Source organism: Paracidovorax konjaci (assembly GCF_900112675.1).
GTDB lineage: Bacteria > Pseudomonadota > Gammaproteobacteria > Burkholderiales > Burkholderiaceae_C > Paracidovorax > Paracidovorax konjaci.
Genome location: NZ_FOMQ01000005.1, coordinates 11,576 through 28,444, shown reverse-complemented (window position 1 = coordinate 28,444; position 16,869 = coordinate 11,576). Strand labels below are relative to the sequence as shown.

17 protein-coding genes are annotated in these 16,869 nt (G+C 71.7%); 6 read left to right on the top strand and 11 right to left on the bottom strand.

The window, feature by feature from the left end; translation table 11 throughout:
• Positions 1-33: 33 nt before the first annotated feature.
• Positions 34-1,008 (bottom strand): FecR family protein, encoded by a 975-nt coding sequence (locus tag BM144_RS08675; RefSeq protein ID WP_092951218.1) that lies wholly within the window; start codon positions 1,006-1,008, stop codon positions 34-36.
• Positions 998-1,588 carry an RNA polymerase sigma factor gene (locus tag BM144_RS08670; RefSeq protein ID WP_092951216.1) on the bottom strand — a complete coding sequence of 197 codons (591 nt, stop codon included), beginning with the start codon at positions 1,586-1,588 and terminating at the stop codon, positions 998-1,000. Before BM144_RS08670 ends, BM144_RS08675 begins: the two co-directional genes overlap by 11 nt.
• A gap of 191 nt (positions 1,589-1,779) precedes the next feature.
• Between BM144_RS08670 and BM144_RS08665 the strand changes: the two genes are divergently transcribed.
• The 5 genes from BM144_RS08665 (at position 1,780) to BM144_RS08645 (ending at position 5,635) form a co-directional block, all read left to right on the top strand.
• Positions 1,780-2,406 carry a phosphoadenosine phosphosulfate reductase domain-containing protein gene (locus BM144_RS08665; RefSeq protein WP_092951214.1) on the top strand — a complete coding sequence of 209 codons (627 nt, stop codon included), beginning with the start codon at positions 1,780-1,782 and terminating at the stop codon, positions 2,404-2,406.
• Between the two features lie 227 nt (positions 2,407-2,633).
• The gene (locus BM144_RS08660) at positions 2,634-2,855 is read left to right on the top strand and encodes a CsbD family protein (RefSeq protein WP_092951212.1); all 222 of its coding nucleotides are present in this window, start codon (positions 2,634-2,636) and stop codon (positions 2,853-2,855) included.
• A gap of 105 nt (positions 2,856-2,960) precedes the next feature.
• Complete coding sequence (locus BM144_RS08655) at positions 2,961-3,539, top strand: hypothetical protein (protein WP_092951210.1); 579 nt, start codon at positions 2,961-2,963, stop codon at positions 3,537-3,539.
• Between the two features lie 202 nt (positions 3,540-3,741).
• Positions 3,742-4,260, top strand: coding sequence for a hemerythrin domain-containing protein (locus BM144_RS08650; protein ID WP_092951208.1), 519 nt, complete (start codon positions 3,742-3,744; stop codon positions 4,258-4,260).
• Positions 4,261-4,450: 190 nt separating this feature from the next.
• The gene (locus BM144_RS08645; RefSeq protein ID WP_139225679.1) at positions 4,451-5,635 is read left to right on the top strand and encodes a hypothetical protein; all 1,185 of its coding nucleotides are present in this window, start codon (positions 4,451-4,453) and stop codon (positions 5,633-5,635) included.
• Between the two features lie 25 nt (positions 5,636-5,660).
• Here the strand turns inward: BM144_RS08645 and BM144_RS08640 are convergent, their stop codons facing one another.
• The 6 genes from BM144_RS08640 to BM144_RS08615 all read right to left on the bottom strand — a co-directional run bounded on the left by BM144_RS08640 (position 5,661) and on the right by BM144_RS08615 (position 11,297).
• Positions 5,661-5,996: a hypothetical protein gene (locus BM144_RS08640; RefSeq protein ID WP_092951204.1), complete on the bottom strand. Its 336-nt coding sequence runs from the start codon at positions 5,994-5,996 to the stop codon at positions 5,661-5,663.
• Positions 5,993-7,405, bottom strand: coding sequence for a cell envelope integrity protein CreD (creD, locus tag BM144_RS08635; RefSeq protein ID WP_092951202.1), 1,413 nt, complete (start codon positions 7,403-7,405; stop codon positions 5,993-5,995). Before creD ends, BM144_RS08640 begins: the two co-directional genes overlap by 4 nt.
• Before the next feature lie 104 nt (positions 7,406-7,509).
• Positions 7,510-8,970, bottom strand: coding sequence for a two-component system sensor histidine kinase CreC (creC, locus tag BM144_RS08630; protein WP_092951200.1), 1,461 nt, complete (start codon positions 8,968-8,970; stop codon positions 7,510-7,512).
• 211 nt (positions 8,971-9,181) lie between these two features.
• Positions 9,182-9,865 carry a response regulator gene (locus BM144_RS08625; RefSeq protein ID WP_092951198.1) on the bottom strand — a complete coding sequence of 228 codons (684 nt, stop codon included), beginning with the start codon at positions 9,863-9,865 and terminating at the stop codon, positions 9,182-9,184.
• Between the two features lie 2 nt (positions 9,866-9,867).
• Positions 9,868-10,503, bottom strand: a complete 636-nt coding sequence (locus tag BM144_RS08620; protein WP_092951196.1) for a MarC family protein — start codon at positions 10,501-10,503, stop codon at positions 9,868-9,870.
• A gap of 44 nt (positions 10,504-10,547) precedes the next feature.
• Positions 10,548-11,297: an SDR family oxidoreductase gene (locus tag BM144_RS08615; RefSeq protein ID WP_092951194.1), complete on the bottom strand. Its 750-nt coding sequence runs from the start codon at positions 11,295-11,297 to the stop codon at positions 10,548-10,550.
• A 141-nt stretch (positions 11,298-11,438) separates the two neighbouring features.
• On the opposite strand from BM144_RS08615, the gene BM144_RS08610 reads away from it, so the two are divergent.
• A complete protein-coding gene (locus BM144_RS08610) occupies positions 11,439-12,128 on the top strand; it encodes a dienelactone hydrolase family protein (RefSeq protein WP_092951192.1) in 690 nt (229 codons plus the stop codon).
• A 132-nt stretch (positions 12,129-12,260) separates the two neighbouring features.
• Here the strand turns inward: BM144_RS08610 and BM144_RS08605 are convergent, their stop codons facing one another.
• The 3 genes from BM144_RS08605 to BM144_RS08595 form a co-directional block, all read right to left on the bottom strand.
• Positions 12,261-13,829: a DHA2 family efflux MFS transporter permease subunit gene (locus tag BM144_RS08605; protein ID WP_092951190.1), complete on the bottom strand. Its 1,569-nt coding sequence runs from the start codon at positions 13,827-13,829 to the stop codon at positions 12,261-12,263.
• Between the two features lie 34 nt (positions 13,830-13,863).
• Positions 13,864-15,195, bottom strand: a complete 1,332-nt coding sequence (locus BM144_RS08600; RefSeq protein ID WP_092951819.1) for an HlyD family secretion protein — start codon at positions 15,193-15,195, stop codon at positions 13,864-13,866.
• Between the two features lie 85 nt (positions 15,196-15,280).
• Entirely contained in the window at positions 15,281-16,843 is a 1,563-nt protein-coding gene (locus BM144_RS08595) for an efflux transporter outer membrane subunit (protein ID WP_092951188.1), read from the bottom strand.
• Between the last annotated feature and the right edge of the window lie 26 nt (positions 16,844-16,869).

Below are 16,869 nucleotides of genomic sequence, written 5' to 3'. Positions count from 1 at the left end.
ACGAACCACCCCACGGGTGGCCACGGCAGCCGGTCAGGGCGCGCCGCGGGCCCCGGCACTGCGCGAGGCGATCAGCACGCGGCCGTCGGCCTGCCGGTGCACGCTCACGGGCGCCAGGCGGGGCAGCAGGTCGATGAGCTGGTCGATGCGGTCCAGGTCGAAGGCGCCCGAGAGGCGCTGGTCCGCGGCCTGCGCGTCCGCGATGGCGATGGGCGCGGAATGGTGGCGCTGCATCTCCGCCACGGCCTCGGCGAGCGGGGTGCCTTCCAGCAGCAGCCGGCCCTCGCGCCAGCCCGTGGCGGCGGACAGCGCGGCCGCCTCCAGGCGCTGCGGTGCCGGCAGGTGGGCGGAGGCGGTGTCGGGCACGCGCAGCCGCTCGCCCGTGCCCAGCTCCACGGCCGGGCTGCCGCCGTGCAGCGGGTGCACGCGCACGCGGCCCTGCAGCACGGTTACGTCGGTCCGCCCGGGCGCGCCTGCGGGCCCGGGCGCATGGCGGCGCACCTGGAACACGGTGCCGATGTCCAGCACCCGCAAGGCGCCGGCCTGCACGGTGAAGGGCCGCTGCAGCCACGGCAGCCAGCGGTGCCAGGGGGCGTGGGCCACCTCGAACGAGGCCTCGCCCTCGGGCAGCGCGAGCCGGCGCGATCGCAGGTGCAGCGCCACCTCCACGCGCGAACGGCTGTGCAGGCGGACCTCGCTGCCGTCCGGCAGGCGCGCCGTGCGGCGTTCGCCCACGGCGGTGACCAGCGTGTCGCGGTGCCAGGCCGGATCGGCCCACCACAGCCCGGCGGCCAGCAGCGCGGCCAGTACCGAGCCGGTGCCCGCGGCCTTGGCCAGGCGCTGGCGCAGGCCCTGCCGGCGCCGCGCGGCGGCGGAGCGCTCAATCTCTTCGGGCGAGGGCAGGTGCCGGCGCAGCGCATCGGCGAAAGGGGCCAGCGCATCGTCCACCGGCAGGTGGGGGCTGCGGCCGGCGCGGGCGGGCCGGCCTGGCGCCGGATCAGCCGCCATCGGCGTGCCGCCCGGCAAGACCGTGGGGCGCGGGCAGGTCCTGCAGCACCGGCTGCACGCTGCGCAGCGCGCGCGCCAGATGGCGGGCCACCATGCCGCGCGAGATGCCCAGCCGCTGGGCGGCCTCGTCCTGCGGCATGCCGTAGAGCTTGGTCAGGATGAACACCTCGCGGCAGGCCTCGGGCAGCGCACCGATGGCCGCCAGCAGTGCGCGCTGGCGCTGCCGCGCCGCACAGGCCAGCTCCGGCGGCGACAGGCGCGCGGCCGTGGCGGGCGTGGCACGCTCCTCCAGCGCCTCGGGTTCCAGCGGGGTCTCCGGGCGGCGCGCGCGGGCGCGGTGGCGATCGATCGCCAGATCGCGCGCCACCGCCCGCAGGAAGGCCAGTGGATTCGCCACCTCCTGCGGCACGGACCGCTCCAACAGGCGCACGCAGACCTCGTTGACGATCTCGCGCGGGAAGCAGTCCTCGCCGAAGCGGTGCCGCAGCGATCCCACCAGCTCGTCGTAATGCTGCACCAGCGCCGCCAGCAGGGGCTCGGGGCGGGGGGCGTTGCGGGGATCGGCAGCGGTGGCGTTCATGGGCGCCACGATTATAGAAAAAGTAATAGGAATGATTCCTATTGAATGGGCGGAAATGCGGAATCCCGTTCCATCGCCCTGCGCGCGGCGGGGGCGTGCGCAAGGGCTCGGCAGCCGGGCGCACGGGGGCGGCACAATGCCAGCCTTGCCGCCGGAGGCCTCCGGCCGCGCCACAGGAGCCACGCATTTCCATGAGCAGCCACATCGACCTCGCCCAGATCAACGCCGAACTCGGCCGCAACGCGCAGGGCCTCGTGGACTGGGCCATCGGCCTGGGCCAGCCCGCCATCGTCACCACCAACTTCCGCCCGTTCGAGGCCGTGATCCTGCACCTGTGCACGCGTGCGCAGCCCGGCATTCCCGTGGTGTGGATGGACAACGGCTACAACACCGAGGCCACCTACCGCTTCGCCGACGAGGTCGCGCGCCAGCTGCAACTGAACCTGCGCATCTACCTGCCGCTGCGTTCGCGCGCGCACCGCGAGGCCGTTCAGGGTCCCACTCCGGCGCTGGACGATCCGCGCCATGCCGCCTTCACGGAAGAGGTGAAGCTCGAACCCTTCGCCCGCGCGCTGCGCGAGACCGCGCCCAAGGTCTGGTTCACCGCGCTGCGCGCCACCGACACGGCCGTGCGCGCGCAGATGGAGCCCGTCAGCATCAACCCGGACGGGCTCATCAAGGTCGCGCCGCTGCTGCACTGGACCTCCAAGGATCTGTACGAATACTGCCAGGCGCATGGCCTGCCCAACAATTTCGACTACGTGGATCCCACCAAGGGCGAGGACAACCGCGAGTGCGGGCTGCACCTTTCGCACTGACACCCGTCGCGGCTTTCCACTGCTGGACGAAGGGCATGCTCGCATGCCCTTTTTTTATGGCTGGGTGCCCACGAGGCCAGTAGTCCTGGGCTGACGCGGCCTGAACCCGCGTGCCTACGCGACCGTGGCGACCCGACTTTTACAGTGGCTTCCATCGCATCACGCAAGGGTTCCGCCCCGTATCGGAGTGGATGGCAGAGGCGAAGCACCAAGAGAGGACACGTCCCATGAACGAAGACACCATCAAGGGCAACTGGAAGCAATTCACCGGCAAGATGAAAGAGCAATGGGGCAAGCTGACCGATGACGACCTGGATGTCGTGGCCGGCAAGCGCGACCAGTTCCTGGGCAAGCTGCAGGAGCGCCAGGGCCTCGCCCGCGACGCAGCCGAGAAGGAACTGAAGTCGTGGCAGGACCGTCACCCCGACTTCCGCTTCGACGACAAGTGATCGCACCCGCAACCCCCTGAAAAACAAACACCGGCGGCTGCGCGGGCCCCTCCCGCAGACGCCTCGGAATTCCCACCCTTACTGACCGACCTGAGGAGAAAAACCATGAAACACGCACGCAATCTGCTCGCCCTGGCCGTCGCTGGCCTGCTCGCCACTTCCGGCATGGCCATGACCAAGGAAGAACACAAGGCCGCCGGCGACCGCATCTCCGCCGACTACAAGGCCGCCAAGGCCCAGTGCAACAGCCTGAAGAACAACGCCAAGGACATCTGCGAGAAGGAAGCCAAGGGCAACGAGAAGGTCGCCAAGGCCGAGCTGGAAGCCCAGTACAAGCCGAGCGACAAGAACACCTACAAGGTGTCCGAAGCCCGCGCCGATGCCGCCTACGACGTCGCCAAGGAAAAGTGCGACGACCTGCAGGGCGATGCCAAGAACGTCTGCCAGAAGGATGCCAAGGCTGCCCACGTGAAGGCCAAGGAAGACGCCAAGGTCGCCCGCGCCGAAGCCAAGCCTGCCGACAGCAGCGCCCAGAAGAGCGCCCAGGTCGCAGAAGCCAAGAAGGACGCTGCCCACGAAAAGCGTGAAGCCGACTACAAGGCTGCCAAGGAACGTTGCGACACCATGACCGGCGACGTGAAGGACAAGTGCCAGGCCGACGCCAAGCGCATGTACAACCAGTAAGACTGGTGGGAGCCATGGCACGCCACGCCATGGCCCTCTGTGGGCCGAAGCTCTCCGCGAAGGGGGCTTCGGCCTTTTTTTATGGCCTGCCGCATGCGCCCGGGCCGCGCGCCCCCGCCGGAGGCTGACCTGCGTCAAACCTTTGCGCCGGGTGCGGGCCTAAGCTGCCCGCTCAACCGACGCCCAAGGAACGGAGAGACGCATGGCCGCACTGGAATGGTCGCAGGGACTGTCCCTGGACCTGCCCCTCATGGATGAAACGCACGAGGAATTCGTGGCGCTGCTCGCCGCGGTGGAAGGCGCGGGCGATGACGCCCTGCTGCCCGCATGGCGCGCGCTCGTGGACCACACGGCAGACCACTTCGCCCGCGAAGACGGCTGGATGGCGGCGACGCGTTTCGCTTCGGGCAACTGCCACAGCCTGCAGCACAAGGTGGTGCTGCAAGTGATGGGCGAAGGCACGGCCCGCGCCGAAGCCGGCGAGACGGACGTGCTGCGCCACATGGCCGCCGAGCTGGCGGTGTGGTTCCCGCAGCACACGCAGACCATGGATGCCGCCCTCGCCCTGCACCTGCGCCGCGTGGGCTACGACCCCGTCAGTGGCGCCGTGCACGCGCCCGGGGCACTGCCGGCCGAGCCCATCCAGGGGTGCGGCGGTGCCTGCTCCAGCGACCTCGCCGCGGAAGGCACGGCGCTGCATTCCGAGCCCGCCGTGGCCTGACGGATCGATGACCGAGGGCGCACCGCGCCCGCCAGCCGCTTCGCGCGCCCCGGCACGGTTTCGCCTGACCCGCGCCGGCGCATGTCTCGTGCTGCAGCATCGGGGGTGGAGCGCCGCTCCGCCATGCCATCGAGGACGCAACATGCCTGACAGGTTGTCCGGAACATCACCCCGAGCACCACTGCCGCCCGTGCCAGCCACGGCATCCACCACCGCCCGCCCGCCCGCCGGCAGACCCGTGTCATCTGCCGCGCCGGACCGGGGCGGCATCCCGCAGAGAGAGCTGTCACCTTCCGCGGGCGCGGGTTCGTTCGGCGGAGCCGCTCTGCGGGCACCGCAGCAGGCCAGCCCCGAGAGGCGGTCGCGTGCCACGCCCATGGATGCCTCGCAGGCCCGCCATGGCCGCCCCGCATCGGATGCCACCCACCTGCCCCTGCTGGGCTACGCGCTGGCCCGCCGACTGGATGGCCGCCCGCTACCGCCTGAGGACATTCTCCGCCTGCAGCGGGCCCAGGACGCGGTACTGGATACACGGCAAGCGCTACCGCTCGGACGCGGAAACGTGCTGGCGGATGCGCTGGCTTCCGGCTACCGGAGCCGGTACCGCGCGCAGGCTGCGTACATGGTCAGTCACCGGATGGACCGTGACGCACACCTGCGGAACAGCGACGCCGACAGCCTGCGCAAGAGCGCGGTCCATCTGGCCGCGGCCTCGCTGGCGGCCGGAGCGGCCAACTGCGACGGGCGCGCCGCCATCGTGCTCGGGCAGTACGCGCAGCGCCTGGAGGCGGACGGCATGGACTCGGCCGAAAGTGTTTACCAGCTGAGCAGCTCTGCGCTGAAGCACAGTTGGGCGGAGGCGCGCATCCCTGGACAGCCGGAGCGGACCATCGTGCTGGACGCATGGACCGACGGGCCTGCCATCCTGGTCGAAGACAGCATGCTGGCGACCGCGAAGGACAAGCCCGACTCGGGGTTCGGCGTGGTCGGGGCAGACGCCATCCGGACGGCCCGGGAGATCATCGTGAACACCGAAACCCTGCGCCGGCAGCCGCAGGAGCTGGATCGCATGGTGGCCATGATGCAACCCCCGGGGGGGATCGCCCCGCTCGTGCATTGGTTCGAGGATCGGGCCTCGGCAAACAGCTGGAGGCCCATGCCGGTGATCGCCCCCGATTTCGCGCGCCGCGTGATCGACCAGCTGGACCGCTTCGACGAGGCATCCATGCAGCACCGGACCGCCGAGGCGATCCACGTGGCGAGGGCCGCGGGGGTGACCGGGGACGCCGAGCTGGAGGCACTGGCACCGCAGATCGAAGCCGCCAGCCTGGCCTTGATCGCAGACACGGTGGACCGCAAGGCTGACGCGCTGTAGCCGCGTCGCACTTCCCTCTTCGCTGTCATCCCCATTCCACCGGCGCGCGCTGTGGCCGCAGGGCCGCCATGCGCCATGCCAGCAAGCGCAGCGCGCCCCGCAGGGGCGGGGCCGCCTCGGGCCCGGAACGCGCGGCGGCTGCCTCCAGCACCGCCTGCTTCGCAGCCCGCAGGGCGGCCCTGTTCCTGGACTCCCACGCCTGCAACAGACGGTCGCGGTACTGGGCCAGCCGTTCTGCTTCGGCGACGGAGAGCGCGGGCGCCGGTGCAGAAGGCGCACCCACTCCGGCCGTGGACGACAGGTAGCTCGCCCATGCCGGCGCCGGGCCGGCGGCCCCGCCCGGCGTGACGGCGCCGGTCATGCTCCGGCCCCCGGCTGCGCCGCCGAGGTGGCGCCCCCACCCCGGCGCGAGGACAGCGCGTACCAGTCCAGCCGGCGCGTGGCCACCATCACTGCCGCCAGCACCGCGAAGAGCGCGATGGCGCCCACCACGAGTGCCGTCTGTTCGAGCTGCAGCAGCAGGTAGAGCAGCGCATACAGCAGCGCGATGCCGGCGCCGAAGGGCAGGCCCCGCCGCGCGCTGCGCAGCATGTGGCTGGCGTAGTAGCCCAGCAGCAGCACACAGGCGCTGGCGGCCAGGGCGTAGGCGGCGCCGAATGCGAGGTGCTCCGAAAGGCTCACCAGCAGCAGGAAGAAGCTGCACAGTGCGCTGCCCACCAGCAGGTATTGCATCGGATGCACGCGCAGCCGCTGCATCAGCTCGAACATGCCCACCGCCACAAAGGTGAGCGCGATGAACAGCACGCCGTATTTGGCGGCGCGGTCGGACAGCGAGTACGGGTTGACGGGGTCCACGAAGGCCACGCTGAAGCTGTCCGCGCAGCCACGCGCCGCGGTGTCGGCGGACTCCGCGTAGGGCGCGTCCACCGCGCCGTCGCAGAGCTTGAGGCCCGCGGCCACGTCCTGCTGCGCGGTGGTGGCCAGCGACGAGAGGGTCCAGCGCGCCGTGAATCCGTCGGCGTTCAGCGTGCGGTCGGAAGGAAGAAAGCGCCCGGCGAACGAGGGGTGCGGCCAGCTGCTGTGCAGTTGCACATCGGTGGTGCCGCCCAGGGGCACGATGGCCAGCCGTTCGGTGCCCACCAGTTCCAGTTCGATCGATGCGCTCAGGCCGTCGCCGCGCGCACGCAGCGCCTCGGGCAGCGGCGTGTGCAGGCCGCGCGGGTAGGTGGGGTGGAAGGTGCCGGGCTTGAGCGCCATCGCCTGGCCGTCCACCTCCACGCGCGCCGTGCGGATGCCGCGCGCATCGCCCACGGCCAGCATCAGGATCGGCGCGCCGCACTGCATGCGCGAGCCTTTCACCGTGGAGCGGGGCTGCAGGGCCGCCAGCGAGGGCCAGTGCGCGGTGAGGTGGGTCTTCAGGGCATAGGCGTTGACTTTGTGCAGGCCGCGCGCCCGCTCCTGCATCGTGGCACCCGAGCGCACCTGGAGCTGCTCGGGCATCGCCGTGAGCATGAACTCGCGCCGCTCTTCGCCCGTGCGGCGCTCTGGCCCCTTGCCGGTCACGACCTCCCAGGTCTCCACGCAGGCGCTGTGCAGCATCGGGCCCAGCAGCGTCTGCGGGCCGGCCAGGCTCTGGGCCACGCTGCGCGCGGCCTCGCTCCGGTAGAACTGCCGGTCGCGCACGATGTCCTCGATCCGGCCCAGGCCGAAGAGCAGCAGCAGGATGACCGCGGTGAGTGCGGCGGATTTGGTGAGAAAGGGGTATTTCAAGGGACTGCTCCTCCGGCATGGGGTGATGGAGGCGCAGTGTTCGCGCGGCGGGTGAGCGCGGTGAGAAGTTTGTGAGGCCCCGGTGAAGTTCACAACGCGCCGTTCTAGGGCGCGGGAAAGACCAGCCGGGCTTGGAACCCTCCGGGGCCGGCCACCGGGTCGAACCGCCCTCCGTGCAGCGCCATCACCCGCTTCACGATCGCCAGCCCGAGGCCCGAGCCGCTGCGCGAGCCGTCGGGCCGCGCGGTGGTGAAGAAGCGCTCGCCCAGCCGGGGCAGCGCGTACTCCGGCACGCCGGGGCCTTCGTCGCGCACCGACACGCTGGCGCCGTCGAGTGCGATGCGCACCGTGCCCCCTGCGGGCGAGAAGTCGATGGCGTTGTCGATCAGGTTGCCGAGCGCGAGCGTGACGAGTTCGGCCTCCCAGGGTCCGCTGGCGCCTTCGCCCTCCAGTTCGAGCCGCACGCCGCGCTGGTGCGCACGGGCCGCGCATTGGTGCTGGGCGGCCTCGGCGCAGGCGCGCAGCGAAACGGGCGCCGCGCCCGCCTCCGCGTGCTGGCGCTGCTCCAGCTTGCTCAGCTCCAGCAGCCGGTCGACCAGGCGCTGCAGCCGCTCGCTCTGGTCCACGACCTGGGCGGCGAACTGGCGGCGGTCGCCTGCCGGCAGATCGTCCTGCAGCAGTTCACCCGCGCCGCGGATGGCGGCCACGGGGCTCTTGAGTTCGTGCGTGAGCGCGCGCACGTAGCCTTCGATGTAGTCGTGGCCTTCGAGGCGTTCGCGCATGCGGTCCATGGCGCGTGCCAGGTCGCCCAGTTCACCGGGCACGCGCGGGACGGTGGGCGGCGGCAGGCCGGTGCCGGCGCCCGGGGCCTGCACGCTGAGCGCATAGTCGCGCAGGCGGCGCACGTGCCACACGGTCCAGACAGTGACGCCCACGCCCACGGCGGCCGAGAGGGCGAGCAGCAGCAGGCCGCCCTGGAGCACCTTGCGTTCGGCGCGGTCGATGAAGCGCTGCACCGTGCGCGTGGGCTTGGCCACGGTGAGCACGCCGCCGATGCGGGGCCCGCTGGCGCCGCCATCGACCCAGATGGGCGCGGCCACGTACATCACGCCGCTGGTGTCGTCGGTCTGCACGTCGCGGGTGGCGCGCGCGCCGTATTCGCCGCGCAGCGTGCGGGCCACGTCGCGCCACTGCGAGTAGTCCTCGCCCACGGCGCGGCGCTCGGTGTCGAAGAGCACGCGGCCGCGCTCGTCGGTCACGTAGATGCGGAAGTCCAATGTCTGTTTCGACAGGCCCCAGATCGACGCGTCCACCGGGCGGGCCGCATAGCGGCGCACGTGCCGCGCGAAATCGCTCTCGGCGGCGCCGGGCGCGGCGGACAGGCGCCCGCTCGCGAGGTCGTCGCTCGCCAGCTCCGCCAGGAGGTTGGCGGTGTCCACCATCATGTCCTCCATCACCTCGCGCACGCTGGGCTTGATCTCGGCCGTGAACACGCGCAGCACGAAGAACGCCGCGATGCCGTTGATGAGGAAGAAGGCGAAGAGCAGCCGCAACCCGAGGCGCATGGTCAATCCTCCGATACTGCCGGCAGCGAAGCCGCGCCACCGGGGCCCCGCGGGGCGATCCCCGCATGCGCGGCATCCGTACGCCCCTGGGCCCTGCTCCTCCAAGGGCCGCGGAGCAGGCCATGCCAGCGGATGCCGTGGAACCGGCTTCGCCGGGCCACCGGCGTCGTCTCCCCTCGGGGGAAGGGCGCGAAGCGCCTCCGGGGGGGATTCATGGCTCCAGCGAGTAACCCATGCCCCGGTGCGTGAGGATGTACTCGCGCGCCGGGTCGGCCTCGCGCAGTTTGGCGCGCAGGGTCTTGATATGGGTGTCCACGGTGCGGTCGGTGCTTTCGCTGTCGTCGCCCCAGGCGGCGGCCAGCAGCGCATCGCGCGCGTGGATGCGGCCCGTGCCGGCGAGCAGGGCCGAGAGCAGCCGGTATTCGCGCCGCGTGAGTGCGAGCGGCCGGCCGTGCAGGTGCATGCGCTGGCCGGCGCGGTCGTCGTGGAAAGGGCCGCCCGGCACCTGCGCCGCGGAAGCCGGCGCGGCGGCGGCGCGCCGCAGCAGGGCCTTGGCGCGCGCGGCCAGTTCGCGCGGGCTGAAGGGCTTGGGCAGGTAGTCGTCCGCGCCCAGCTCGAGGCCCAGCACGCGGTCGATCTCTTCGCCCTGGGCGCTGAGCATGAGCACGGGAACGGCCTGCCGGTCCTGGCGCAGTTCGCGCAGCAGATCCAGGCCGTTGCCGTCGGGCAGGCCCACGTCCAGTACCAGCAGGTCGAAGCGTTGGGTGCGCAGCAGGCTGCGGGCGTCGCTCAGCAGCAGGCTGTGGGTCACCGCGAGCCCTTCGCGCTCCAGCGTGTAGGCCACGGTGCGCGCGATGGCCGGGTCGTCCTCGACGAGCAGCAGGCGGGCCCCCATGCTCAGCGGGCGACCAGCACGGGAAAGAGCTTGCCCAGCCCCTCGGCCATCACCTCCACCGCGAGCGCGGCGAGGATCAGCCCCATGAGCCGCGTCATCACGTTGATGCCGGTCTTGCCCAGCACGCGCGCGATCGGGTCGGCGAGCGCGAAGCACACCGCCGTGGCCAGGGCGATGACGACGCCGTAGCCCACGAGCGCCAGGTGTTGCCAGAAGGTCTGCGCGCGGTCGGCGTAGATCACCACGGTGGACATGCTGGCCGGACCGGTGAGCAGCGGGATGGTGAGCGGCACCACGGCGATGCTGTCGCCCTGCGCGGCCTTCTCGACGCCTTCCTCCAGCTCGTGCGTGTGCGGCTTGGCCTCGGCGGGCTGCGCGTTCAGCATGTTCATCGCGCTGATGAGCAGCAGCATGCCGCCGCCTACCTGGAAGCTCTGCAGCGAGATGTTGAAGAACTCCAGGATCTGCAGGCCCAGCAGCGCGCAGGCCGCGATCACGCAGAACGCGCTGAACGCGGCGACCTGGATGGTGCGGCGCCGCTGGCGCGGCGAGAAGCCGTCGGTGTAGTGGATGAAGAACGGGACGATGGCCAGCGGGTTCACGATGGCCAGCAGGGTGATGAGGGGTTTGAGGTCCATGGGGGTGCTCGTTGTCCGTGGTCGTTTTTCTGCGGGATGCGGGCTCAGCGGCCGCCGGAGACTTCCATCAGGCTCATGGTGGTGTAGCTCGCGGCGTCCGACATCAGCCAGACGATGGATTCGGCCACCTCGTGCGCGGTGCCGCCCCGGCCCATGGGCACCTGGTGGGCGAGGTCGCGCACGCGGTCGGGCAGGCCGCCGCTGGCGTGGATGCCGGTGTCGATGAGGCCCGGGCGCACCGCGTTCACGCGGATGCCCTCGGCGGCCACCTCGCGCGCCAGGCCCACGGTGAGCACGTCGATGGCGCCCTTGGCGGCGGCGTAGTCCACGTACTGGTGCGCGGCGCCCAGGCGGGCCGCGGCACTGGAGACGTTCACGATGCTGCCGCCCTGGCCGCCGCGCTGCGTGCTCATGCGCCGCACGGCCTCGCGGGCGCAGTAGAAGCTGCCCAGCACGTTGATGTCGAACATGCGCCGCAGGCGCCGGCCGGTCATCTCCGATACGCGCGCCGGCACGTCCACCACGCCGGCATTGTTGACCAGCGCCGACAGCCGGCCCAGGCGCACGTCCACGGCCTCGAACATCGCCACCACCTGCGCTTCGTCGGCCACGTCGGCCTGCACCGCGAAGGCCTCGGCGCCGGCCGCGCGGATGCTGTCCGCCACGCCTTCGGCCGCTGCCGCGTCCTTCGCGTAGTTCACGGCCACGGCCCAGCCGCGCTGCGCCGCCAGCCGGGCCGTCGCCGCGCCGATGCCCCGGCTGCCTCCCGTCACCAAAACCACTTTTTTGTCCATGGGTGCGTCTCCTGCAAGAATGCCGTGGCGCGATTACAGCACCGCCGCTGCATCGTGCCGCGCGGTCTTGCCGCGGCGGCCGGTCTGCCGGTTCCCGGTGCGGGGCGCAATTCTTACAGGCAACAACGAAGGAGTGACAGCATGGGCAGTTTCGTGGATCTGGCCTCGGCCGACGGTTTCAAGGTGCCGGCCTGGGTGGCGCGGCCCGAGGGCGCGCCGCGCGGCGCCGTGGTGGTGCTGCAGGAGATCTTCGGCGTCAATTCGCACATCCGCTCCGTGGCCGACCGCTATGCGGCCGCGGGCTACCTGGCCGTGGCGCCCTCGACCTTCGCGCGCGTCAAGCAGGGCGTGGAGCTGGGCTACGCCGAGGCCGACATGAAGGAAGGCTTCGGCATCATGCAGCAGGTGGAGGCGCTGCCCGGCGCCGGCGTGCTGCCCGACATCCAGGCGGCCATCGACCACGCGGCGCAGCAGGGCGGCGGCAAGGTCGGCATCGTGGGCTACTGCTGGGGCGGGCTGCTGTCCTGGCGCGCGGCCTGCGAGCTGAAGGGCCTCTCGGCCGCGGCCGTGTACTACGGCGGCGGCATCACCGGCCCCGACGAAGTGGCCCGCACGCCGCGCTGCCCGGTGATCGCACACTTCGGCAAACGCGACCACTACATCCCGCTGGACGGCGTGGAAGCCTTCCGCCAGGCGCACCCCGAGGTCGAGGCCCACGTGTACGAGGCCGACCACGGCTTCAACTGCGACCAGCGCGGCTCCTACGACCAGCCCTCGGCCGACACGGCGCGCGAGCGCACGCTGGCGTTCTTCGCGAAGCACCTGGGCTGAGGCCGGGCGCGCGGGCGGCCCCGGTCGTGCACCGGCGGCCGCTCCAGGGCTCCGGAAGCGTCGGCTGGAGGCAAAAACCCCTCCATGCCGCCGGATCCATTCAATAGTTTGCTATTAAATTTGTAGCAATTGTCAGTGGGCGCCGGCCGCTGCGTCGGCGCTGCCCGCGCTCGCGCGCACCGGGTGGGCCAGCCACACGAGCGGGATCAGCAGCAGGAAGAGCACGGCCGAGGCATAGAAGATGTCGTTGGCCGCGAGCATGAACGCCTGCTGGTTCACGAGCCGCTCCAGCTGCGCGAGCGCCTGCTCCGCCGTGAGCCCGGACGCCTGCAGGCCCTGCAGCGTCTGGGTGACCACCTGCCCGCCCTGCTGCAGCCCTTCGGTGAGCTGCGCGTGGTGCAGCGTGGCGCGGCGTTCCCAGAGCGTGGTCGAGATCGACGTGCCGATGGCCCCGGCCGTGATGCGCATGAAGTTCGACAGCCCCGAGGCCGATGGGATGCGCGCGGGCGCGATCTCCGACAGCGTGATCGTCACCAGCGGGATGAAGAAGAACGCCATGGCGATGCCCTGGATGACGGTGGGCACCATGATGGTCATCAGGTCGGCCTGGGTGTTGAAGCGCGAGCGCATCCAGAGCACCAGCGCGAACACCAGGAAGGCGAAGGTCGCGAAGCGGCGCGGGTCCACCTTGGCGATGTTCTTGCCGACCACGGGCGAGAGCACCAGCGCCAGCAGCCCCACCGGCGCCAGCACCTCCCCGGCCTGCGTGGCGGTGTAGCCCATGTACTGCTGCAGCCAGAGCGGCAGCAGCACCACATTGCCGAAGAACAGGCCGTAGCCCACCGAGGTGGCGAGCGCGCCGGCCCAGAAGTTGCGGATCCGGAAGAGCGTCAGATCCACCACCGGGTGTTCCTCGCCGCGCTCCCAGGCCATGAAGGCCGCGAAGCCCACCACGGCCACCACGCCGCAGGCCACCACCCAGGGGGAGGCGAACCAGTCGTGCTCCTTGCCGATGTCCAGCATCACCTGCATGGCCGCGACCCAGATCACCAGCAGCGCCAGGCCGACGGAATCGATGGGCAGCGCGCGCCGCTCGGATTCGCGCTTGCGGAAGATCCCCCAGGTGACCACCACCGCGGCGATGCCCACGGGCACGTTGATGTAGAAGATCCACGGCCAGCTCAGGTTGTCGGTGATCCAGCCGCCCAGCAGCGGCCCCATCACCGGCGCGATCAGCGTGGTCATCGACCACATGGCCATCGCCAGCCCGGCCAGCGCCTTGGGGTAGCTGGAGAGCAGCAGCGACTGCGACAGCGGAATCATCGGACCCGCCACGAAGCCCTGCAGCGCGCGGAAGGCGATCAGCGTCGCCATGTTGGGCGCGATGCCGCACAGCAGCGAGGCGATGACGAACAGCGTCACGCTCGCCACGAACAGGCGCACCTGCCCGAAGCGCTGCGACAGCCAGCCCGTGAGCGGCACCGCGATGGCGTTGGCCACGGCAAAGCTCGTGATGACCCAGGTGCCCTGCGTGGGGCTCACGCCCAGGTCGCCCGCGATGGCGGGCAGCGACACGTTGGCGATCGACGTGTCCAGCACGTTCATGAAGGTGGCCGCAGACAGGGCCAGCGTGCCCCACATGCGCGCGCTGCCTTCGAGCGGCGGCGGTGCCAGGGGCGGTGTGTGGGTGGGGGAAGACATGGCGTCGGATGGAGGAGGAGAAACGCGCCGCCGTTCAATGCACCGCGGTGGCCGGGGCCTGCGCGGCACGGGCCGTGTGCACCGCCTGCCGGCCCGGCGCGGCGGCCAGCGGCGCGGGCGCCGCTGCGCCCGGGCTGCGGGAGCCGGCGTTGGCCGCGATGATGCGGGCCACGTCTTCGTCGGCGCCCTTGTCGAGGTCGGCGTACACCGCCGTCTGCGCCACCGCCTGCCCGCGCGGCGCATCGGCCAGCAGCGCGCCGCCGCGGTCCTGCGTGTTCACCGTCACATCCATCGACAGGCCCACGCGCAGCGGGTTGGCCTTGAGCTGCTCGCCGTCGAGCGCGATGCGCACGGGCACGCGCTGCACCACCTTGATCCAGTTGCCGGTGGCGTTCTGCGCGGGCAGCAGCGCGAAGGCCGCGCCCGTGCCCACGCCCAGGCCGGCCACCTTGCCGGTGTATTCCACCTTCTTGCCGTAGAGGTCGGCCGTCAGCGTGGCCGGCTGGCCCAGGCGCAGGTTGCGCAGCTGGTTTTCCTTGAAGTTGGCGTCCACCCAGACCTGGTTCAGCGGCACGATGGTCATGAGCGGTGCGCCGGCCGCGACGCGCTGGCCGAGCTGCACGGTGCGCTTGGCCACGTAGCCGTCCACCGGCGCGGGCAGGGCGGTGCGGCGGTCGGCCAGGAAGGCCTCCCGCACCTTGGCGGCGGCGGCGAGCACGTTGGGGTGCTCTTCCACCGGCACGCCCTGGGTCAGCGACTGGTTGCTGGTGAGCTGTTCGCGCGCGGCCGCCACGCCGGCCTCGGCCGCCGCCAGCGTGGAGCGCGCGGCATCGAGCTGGTTGCGCGCGTGCTGCAGTTCTTCCTGGGACACCGCGCCGTTGCCCGAGAGCGACTGGCGGCGCTGCAGGTCGTCCTGCGCGCGGGCGATGTCGGTGCGGGCCTTGGAGACGTCGGCCTGGCGCAGCGTGACCTGGGCGGCCAGCGAGCCGTTGTTCACGTACAGCGTGCGCGCCTGGCGAACGGCCTGCGCGAGCCCGGCCTCGGCCTGCGCGAGCGCCACCCGGGCGTCGGCCGGGTCCAGCCTGACCAGCGGTGCGCCGGCCTTCACGAAATCGGTGTCGTCGGCCAGGATGGACATCACCGTGCCGCCCGTCTGCGGCGTGATCTGGATGACGTTGCCCTGCACGTAGGCGTTGTCGGTGTCTTCGTAGTGGCTCGCGACGAGCCAGTCGTACACGCCCCATGCGGCGCCCGCCAGGACGACCACGGCGGCGAGGGCCACGAGGGTCTTGCGGCGGCGGGCCTTGGCATCCTGCGGGGAGGCCGGAGCGGCGGAGGGGGCGGAAGCGGTCTGCGGTGCGTTCATGGTGGTGTCTCCCAGCGCGGCCACCATCGGCCTGCGCTGCAAGGAAGGGAAAAAGGAAGCGGGAAGGTGTGCGGGCGTGCCGGGGTCAGTGCGCCACGGCCGCGGCGGCCGGGGCCGGGCCGGCGGTGGCCAGCACCGGGTCGGCCGCGGCATAGCCGCCGCCCAGCGCGCGTGCCAGCCGGGCCTGGTTGTCCAGGCGGCGTGCGACCAGGTCCACGGCCTGGCGGCGCTGCAGCAGCACGCTGGTCTCGGCGGTGAGCACGTTCAGGTAGTTGCCGAGGCCTGCCTTGTAGCGCTGCTGCGCGATGGCGTAGGCGCTCTCGGCGGCGGTCTGCGCCTCGCGCTGCTCGGCCATCTGGCGCTCGATGGAACGCGACGCGGCGATCTGGTCGGCGGCCTCGTGGAAGGCATCGAGCAGCGCGGCGTTGTAGCTCTCCACGGCGGCATCCGCATCGGCGGCCTTGCCGCGGAGGTTGGCGCGCAGTCGGCCGGCCTCGAAGATCGGCAGGCGGATCGCCGGGCCCACGCCCCACTCGCGGCTGCTGCCATGCAGGAATTCGCCGAAGCCGAGGGAGGACAGGCCCACGAACGCGGTGAGGCTCACGTTGGGATAGAACTGCGCGCGCGCCACGGCCACATCCTGCGTGGCGGCTTCCACGCGCCAGCGCGCGGCCGCGATGTCGGCCCGCCGGCCCAGCAGGTCGGCGGGCAGCGTGGCGGGCAGCGCCACGGGGGTGAGCGACGCCAGCGCGGGCGCGGCCAGCGCCTGCGTGGCGCCCGGCTGGCCCACGAGCGCGTCGAGCGCATTGCGGGCCTGGGCGATCTGCTCGCGCAGGGCTTCGATCTGCTGGCGCGTCTCGGGCAGGCCGCCCTCGCTCTGGCGCTCTTCGAGGCGCGTGTCCAGCCCGGCGGCCACGCGGTCGCGCACCAGCGAGAGGGTCTCTCCGCGCTGCGCGAGCGTGCGTTCGGCCACGCCCAACTGGGCCTGCAGGCGCGCCAGCTCCACGTATTGGCGCGTGACGTTGGTGGCCAGCAGCAGCCGCGCGGCCTGCGCATCGGCGATGGCGGCATTGGCGCTGCCGACGGCGGCATCGATGGCCGCACGGTTCTTGCCGAAGAAGTCCAGCTCCCAACTCCCCGTGAGGCGGCCCGTGGCGCTGTTTTCGGTGCTGCCGCCGAGGGGCGGCGGGTAGATGGCGTTCGCGCTGTAGCGCTGGCGCGTGGCGTCCAGGCTGCCGTTGATCTGCGGCCGGTCGGCGGCGGCGGCCGCTTCGGTGAAAGCCTGGGCCCGGGCGATGCGCGCCTCGGCAAGCTTCAGGTTGGGGCTCTGGTCGAGGGCCTGGCCGATGAGCGCATCGAGCTGTGCATCCCCGAAGCCGCGCCACCAGTCGGTGGCCACGGCGGGGTCGGCAAAGCTGCGCGCGGCGTCCGCGACGCCCTGGGCGTGCGCCGCCAACCCCAGCGAGGCCGCATCGCGCATGCGGGCCTGGGGGGCGATGCCCGACATGTCGGCGCAGGCCGTGAGGCCCAGCAGAGCGAAGGCCAGCGTGCCGAAATACAGCGCCGCGCCATGCCAGCGGGGCGCGAAACCGGCAGCCTCCGGCACGGCAGCCGGGGCGGTGGAGGAAGGAGCCAGAAGGTTTTTCATGTTGTGTCGTGCTCTCGGGAAAGGGG

What these genes read in the sequence shown, in the direction of transcription:
- BM144_RS08595 (WP_092951188.1), bottom strand. Translation starts at nt 16,843, where the DNA reads ATGAAAAACCTTCTGGCTCCTTCCTCCACCGCCCCGGCTGCCGTGCCG.
- BM144_RS08670 (WP_092951216.1), bottom strand. Translation starts at nt 1,588, where the DNA reads ATGAACGCCACCGCTGCCGATCCCCGCAACGCCCCCCGCCCCGAGCCC.
- BM144_RS08625 (WP_092951198.1), bottom strand. Translation starts at nt 9,865, where the DNA reads ATGGGGGCCCGCCTGCTGCTCGTCGAGGACGACCCGGCCATCGCGCGC.
- BM144_RS08615 (WP_092951194.1), bottom strand. Translation starts at nt 11,297, where the DNA reads ATGGACAAAAAAGTGGTTTTGGTGACGGGAGGCAGCCGGGGCATCGGC.
- BM144_RS08650 (WP_092951208.1), top strand. Translation starts at nt 3,742, where the DNA reads ATGGCCGCACTGGAATGGTCGCAGGGACTGTCCCTGGACCTGCCCCTC.
- creC (WP_092951200.1), bottom strand. Translation starts at nt 8,970, where the DNA reads ATGCGCCTCGGGTTGCGGCTGCTCTTCGCCTTCTTCCTCATCAACGGC.
- BM144_RS08640 (WP_092951204.1), bottom strand. Translation starts at nt 5,996, where the DNA reads ATGACCGGCGCCGTCACGCCGGGCGGGGCCGCCGGCCCGGCGCCGGCA.
- BM144_RS08605 (WP_092951190.1), bottom strand. Translation starts at nt 13,829, where the DNA reads ATGTCTTCCCCCACCCACACACCGCCCCTGGCACCGCCGCCGCTCGAA.
- BM144_RS08660 (WP_092951212.1), top strand. Translation starts at nt 2,634, where the DNA reads ATGAACGAAGACACCATCAAGGGCAACTGGAAGCAATTCACCGGCAAG.
- BM144_RS08620 (WP_092951196.1), bottom strand. Translation starts at nt 10,503, where the DNA reads ATGGACCTCAAACCCCTCATCACCCTGCTGGCCATCGTGAACCCGCTG.
- BM144_RS08665 (WP_092951214.1), top strand. Translation starts at nt 1,780, where the DNA reads ATGAGCAGCCACATCGACCTCGCCCAGATCAACGCCGAACTCGGCCGC.
- BM144_RS08610 (WP_092951192.1), top strand. Translation starts at nt 11,439, where the DNA reads ATGGGCAGTTTCGTGGATCTGGCCTCGGCCGACGGTTTCAAGGTGCCG.
- BM144_RS08655 (WP_092951210.1), top strand. Translation starts at nt 2,961, where the DNA reads ATGAAACACGCACGCAATCTGCTCGCCCTGGCCGTCGCTGGCCTGCTC.
- BM144_RS08675 (WP_092951218.1), bottom strand. Translation starts at nt 1,008, where the DNA reads ATGGCGGCTGATCCGGCGCCAGGCCGGCCCGCCCGCGCCGGCCGCAGC.
- BM144_RS08600 (WP_092951819.1), bottom strand. Translation starts at nt 15,195, where the DNA reads ATGAACGCACCGCAGACCGCTTCCGCCCCCTCCGCCGCTCCGGCCTCC.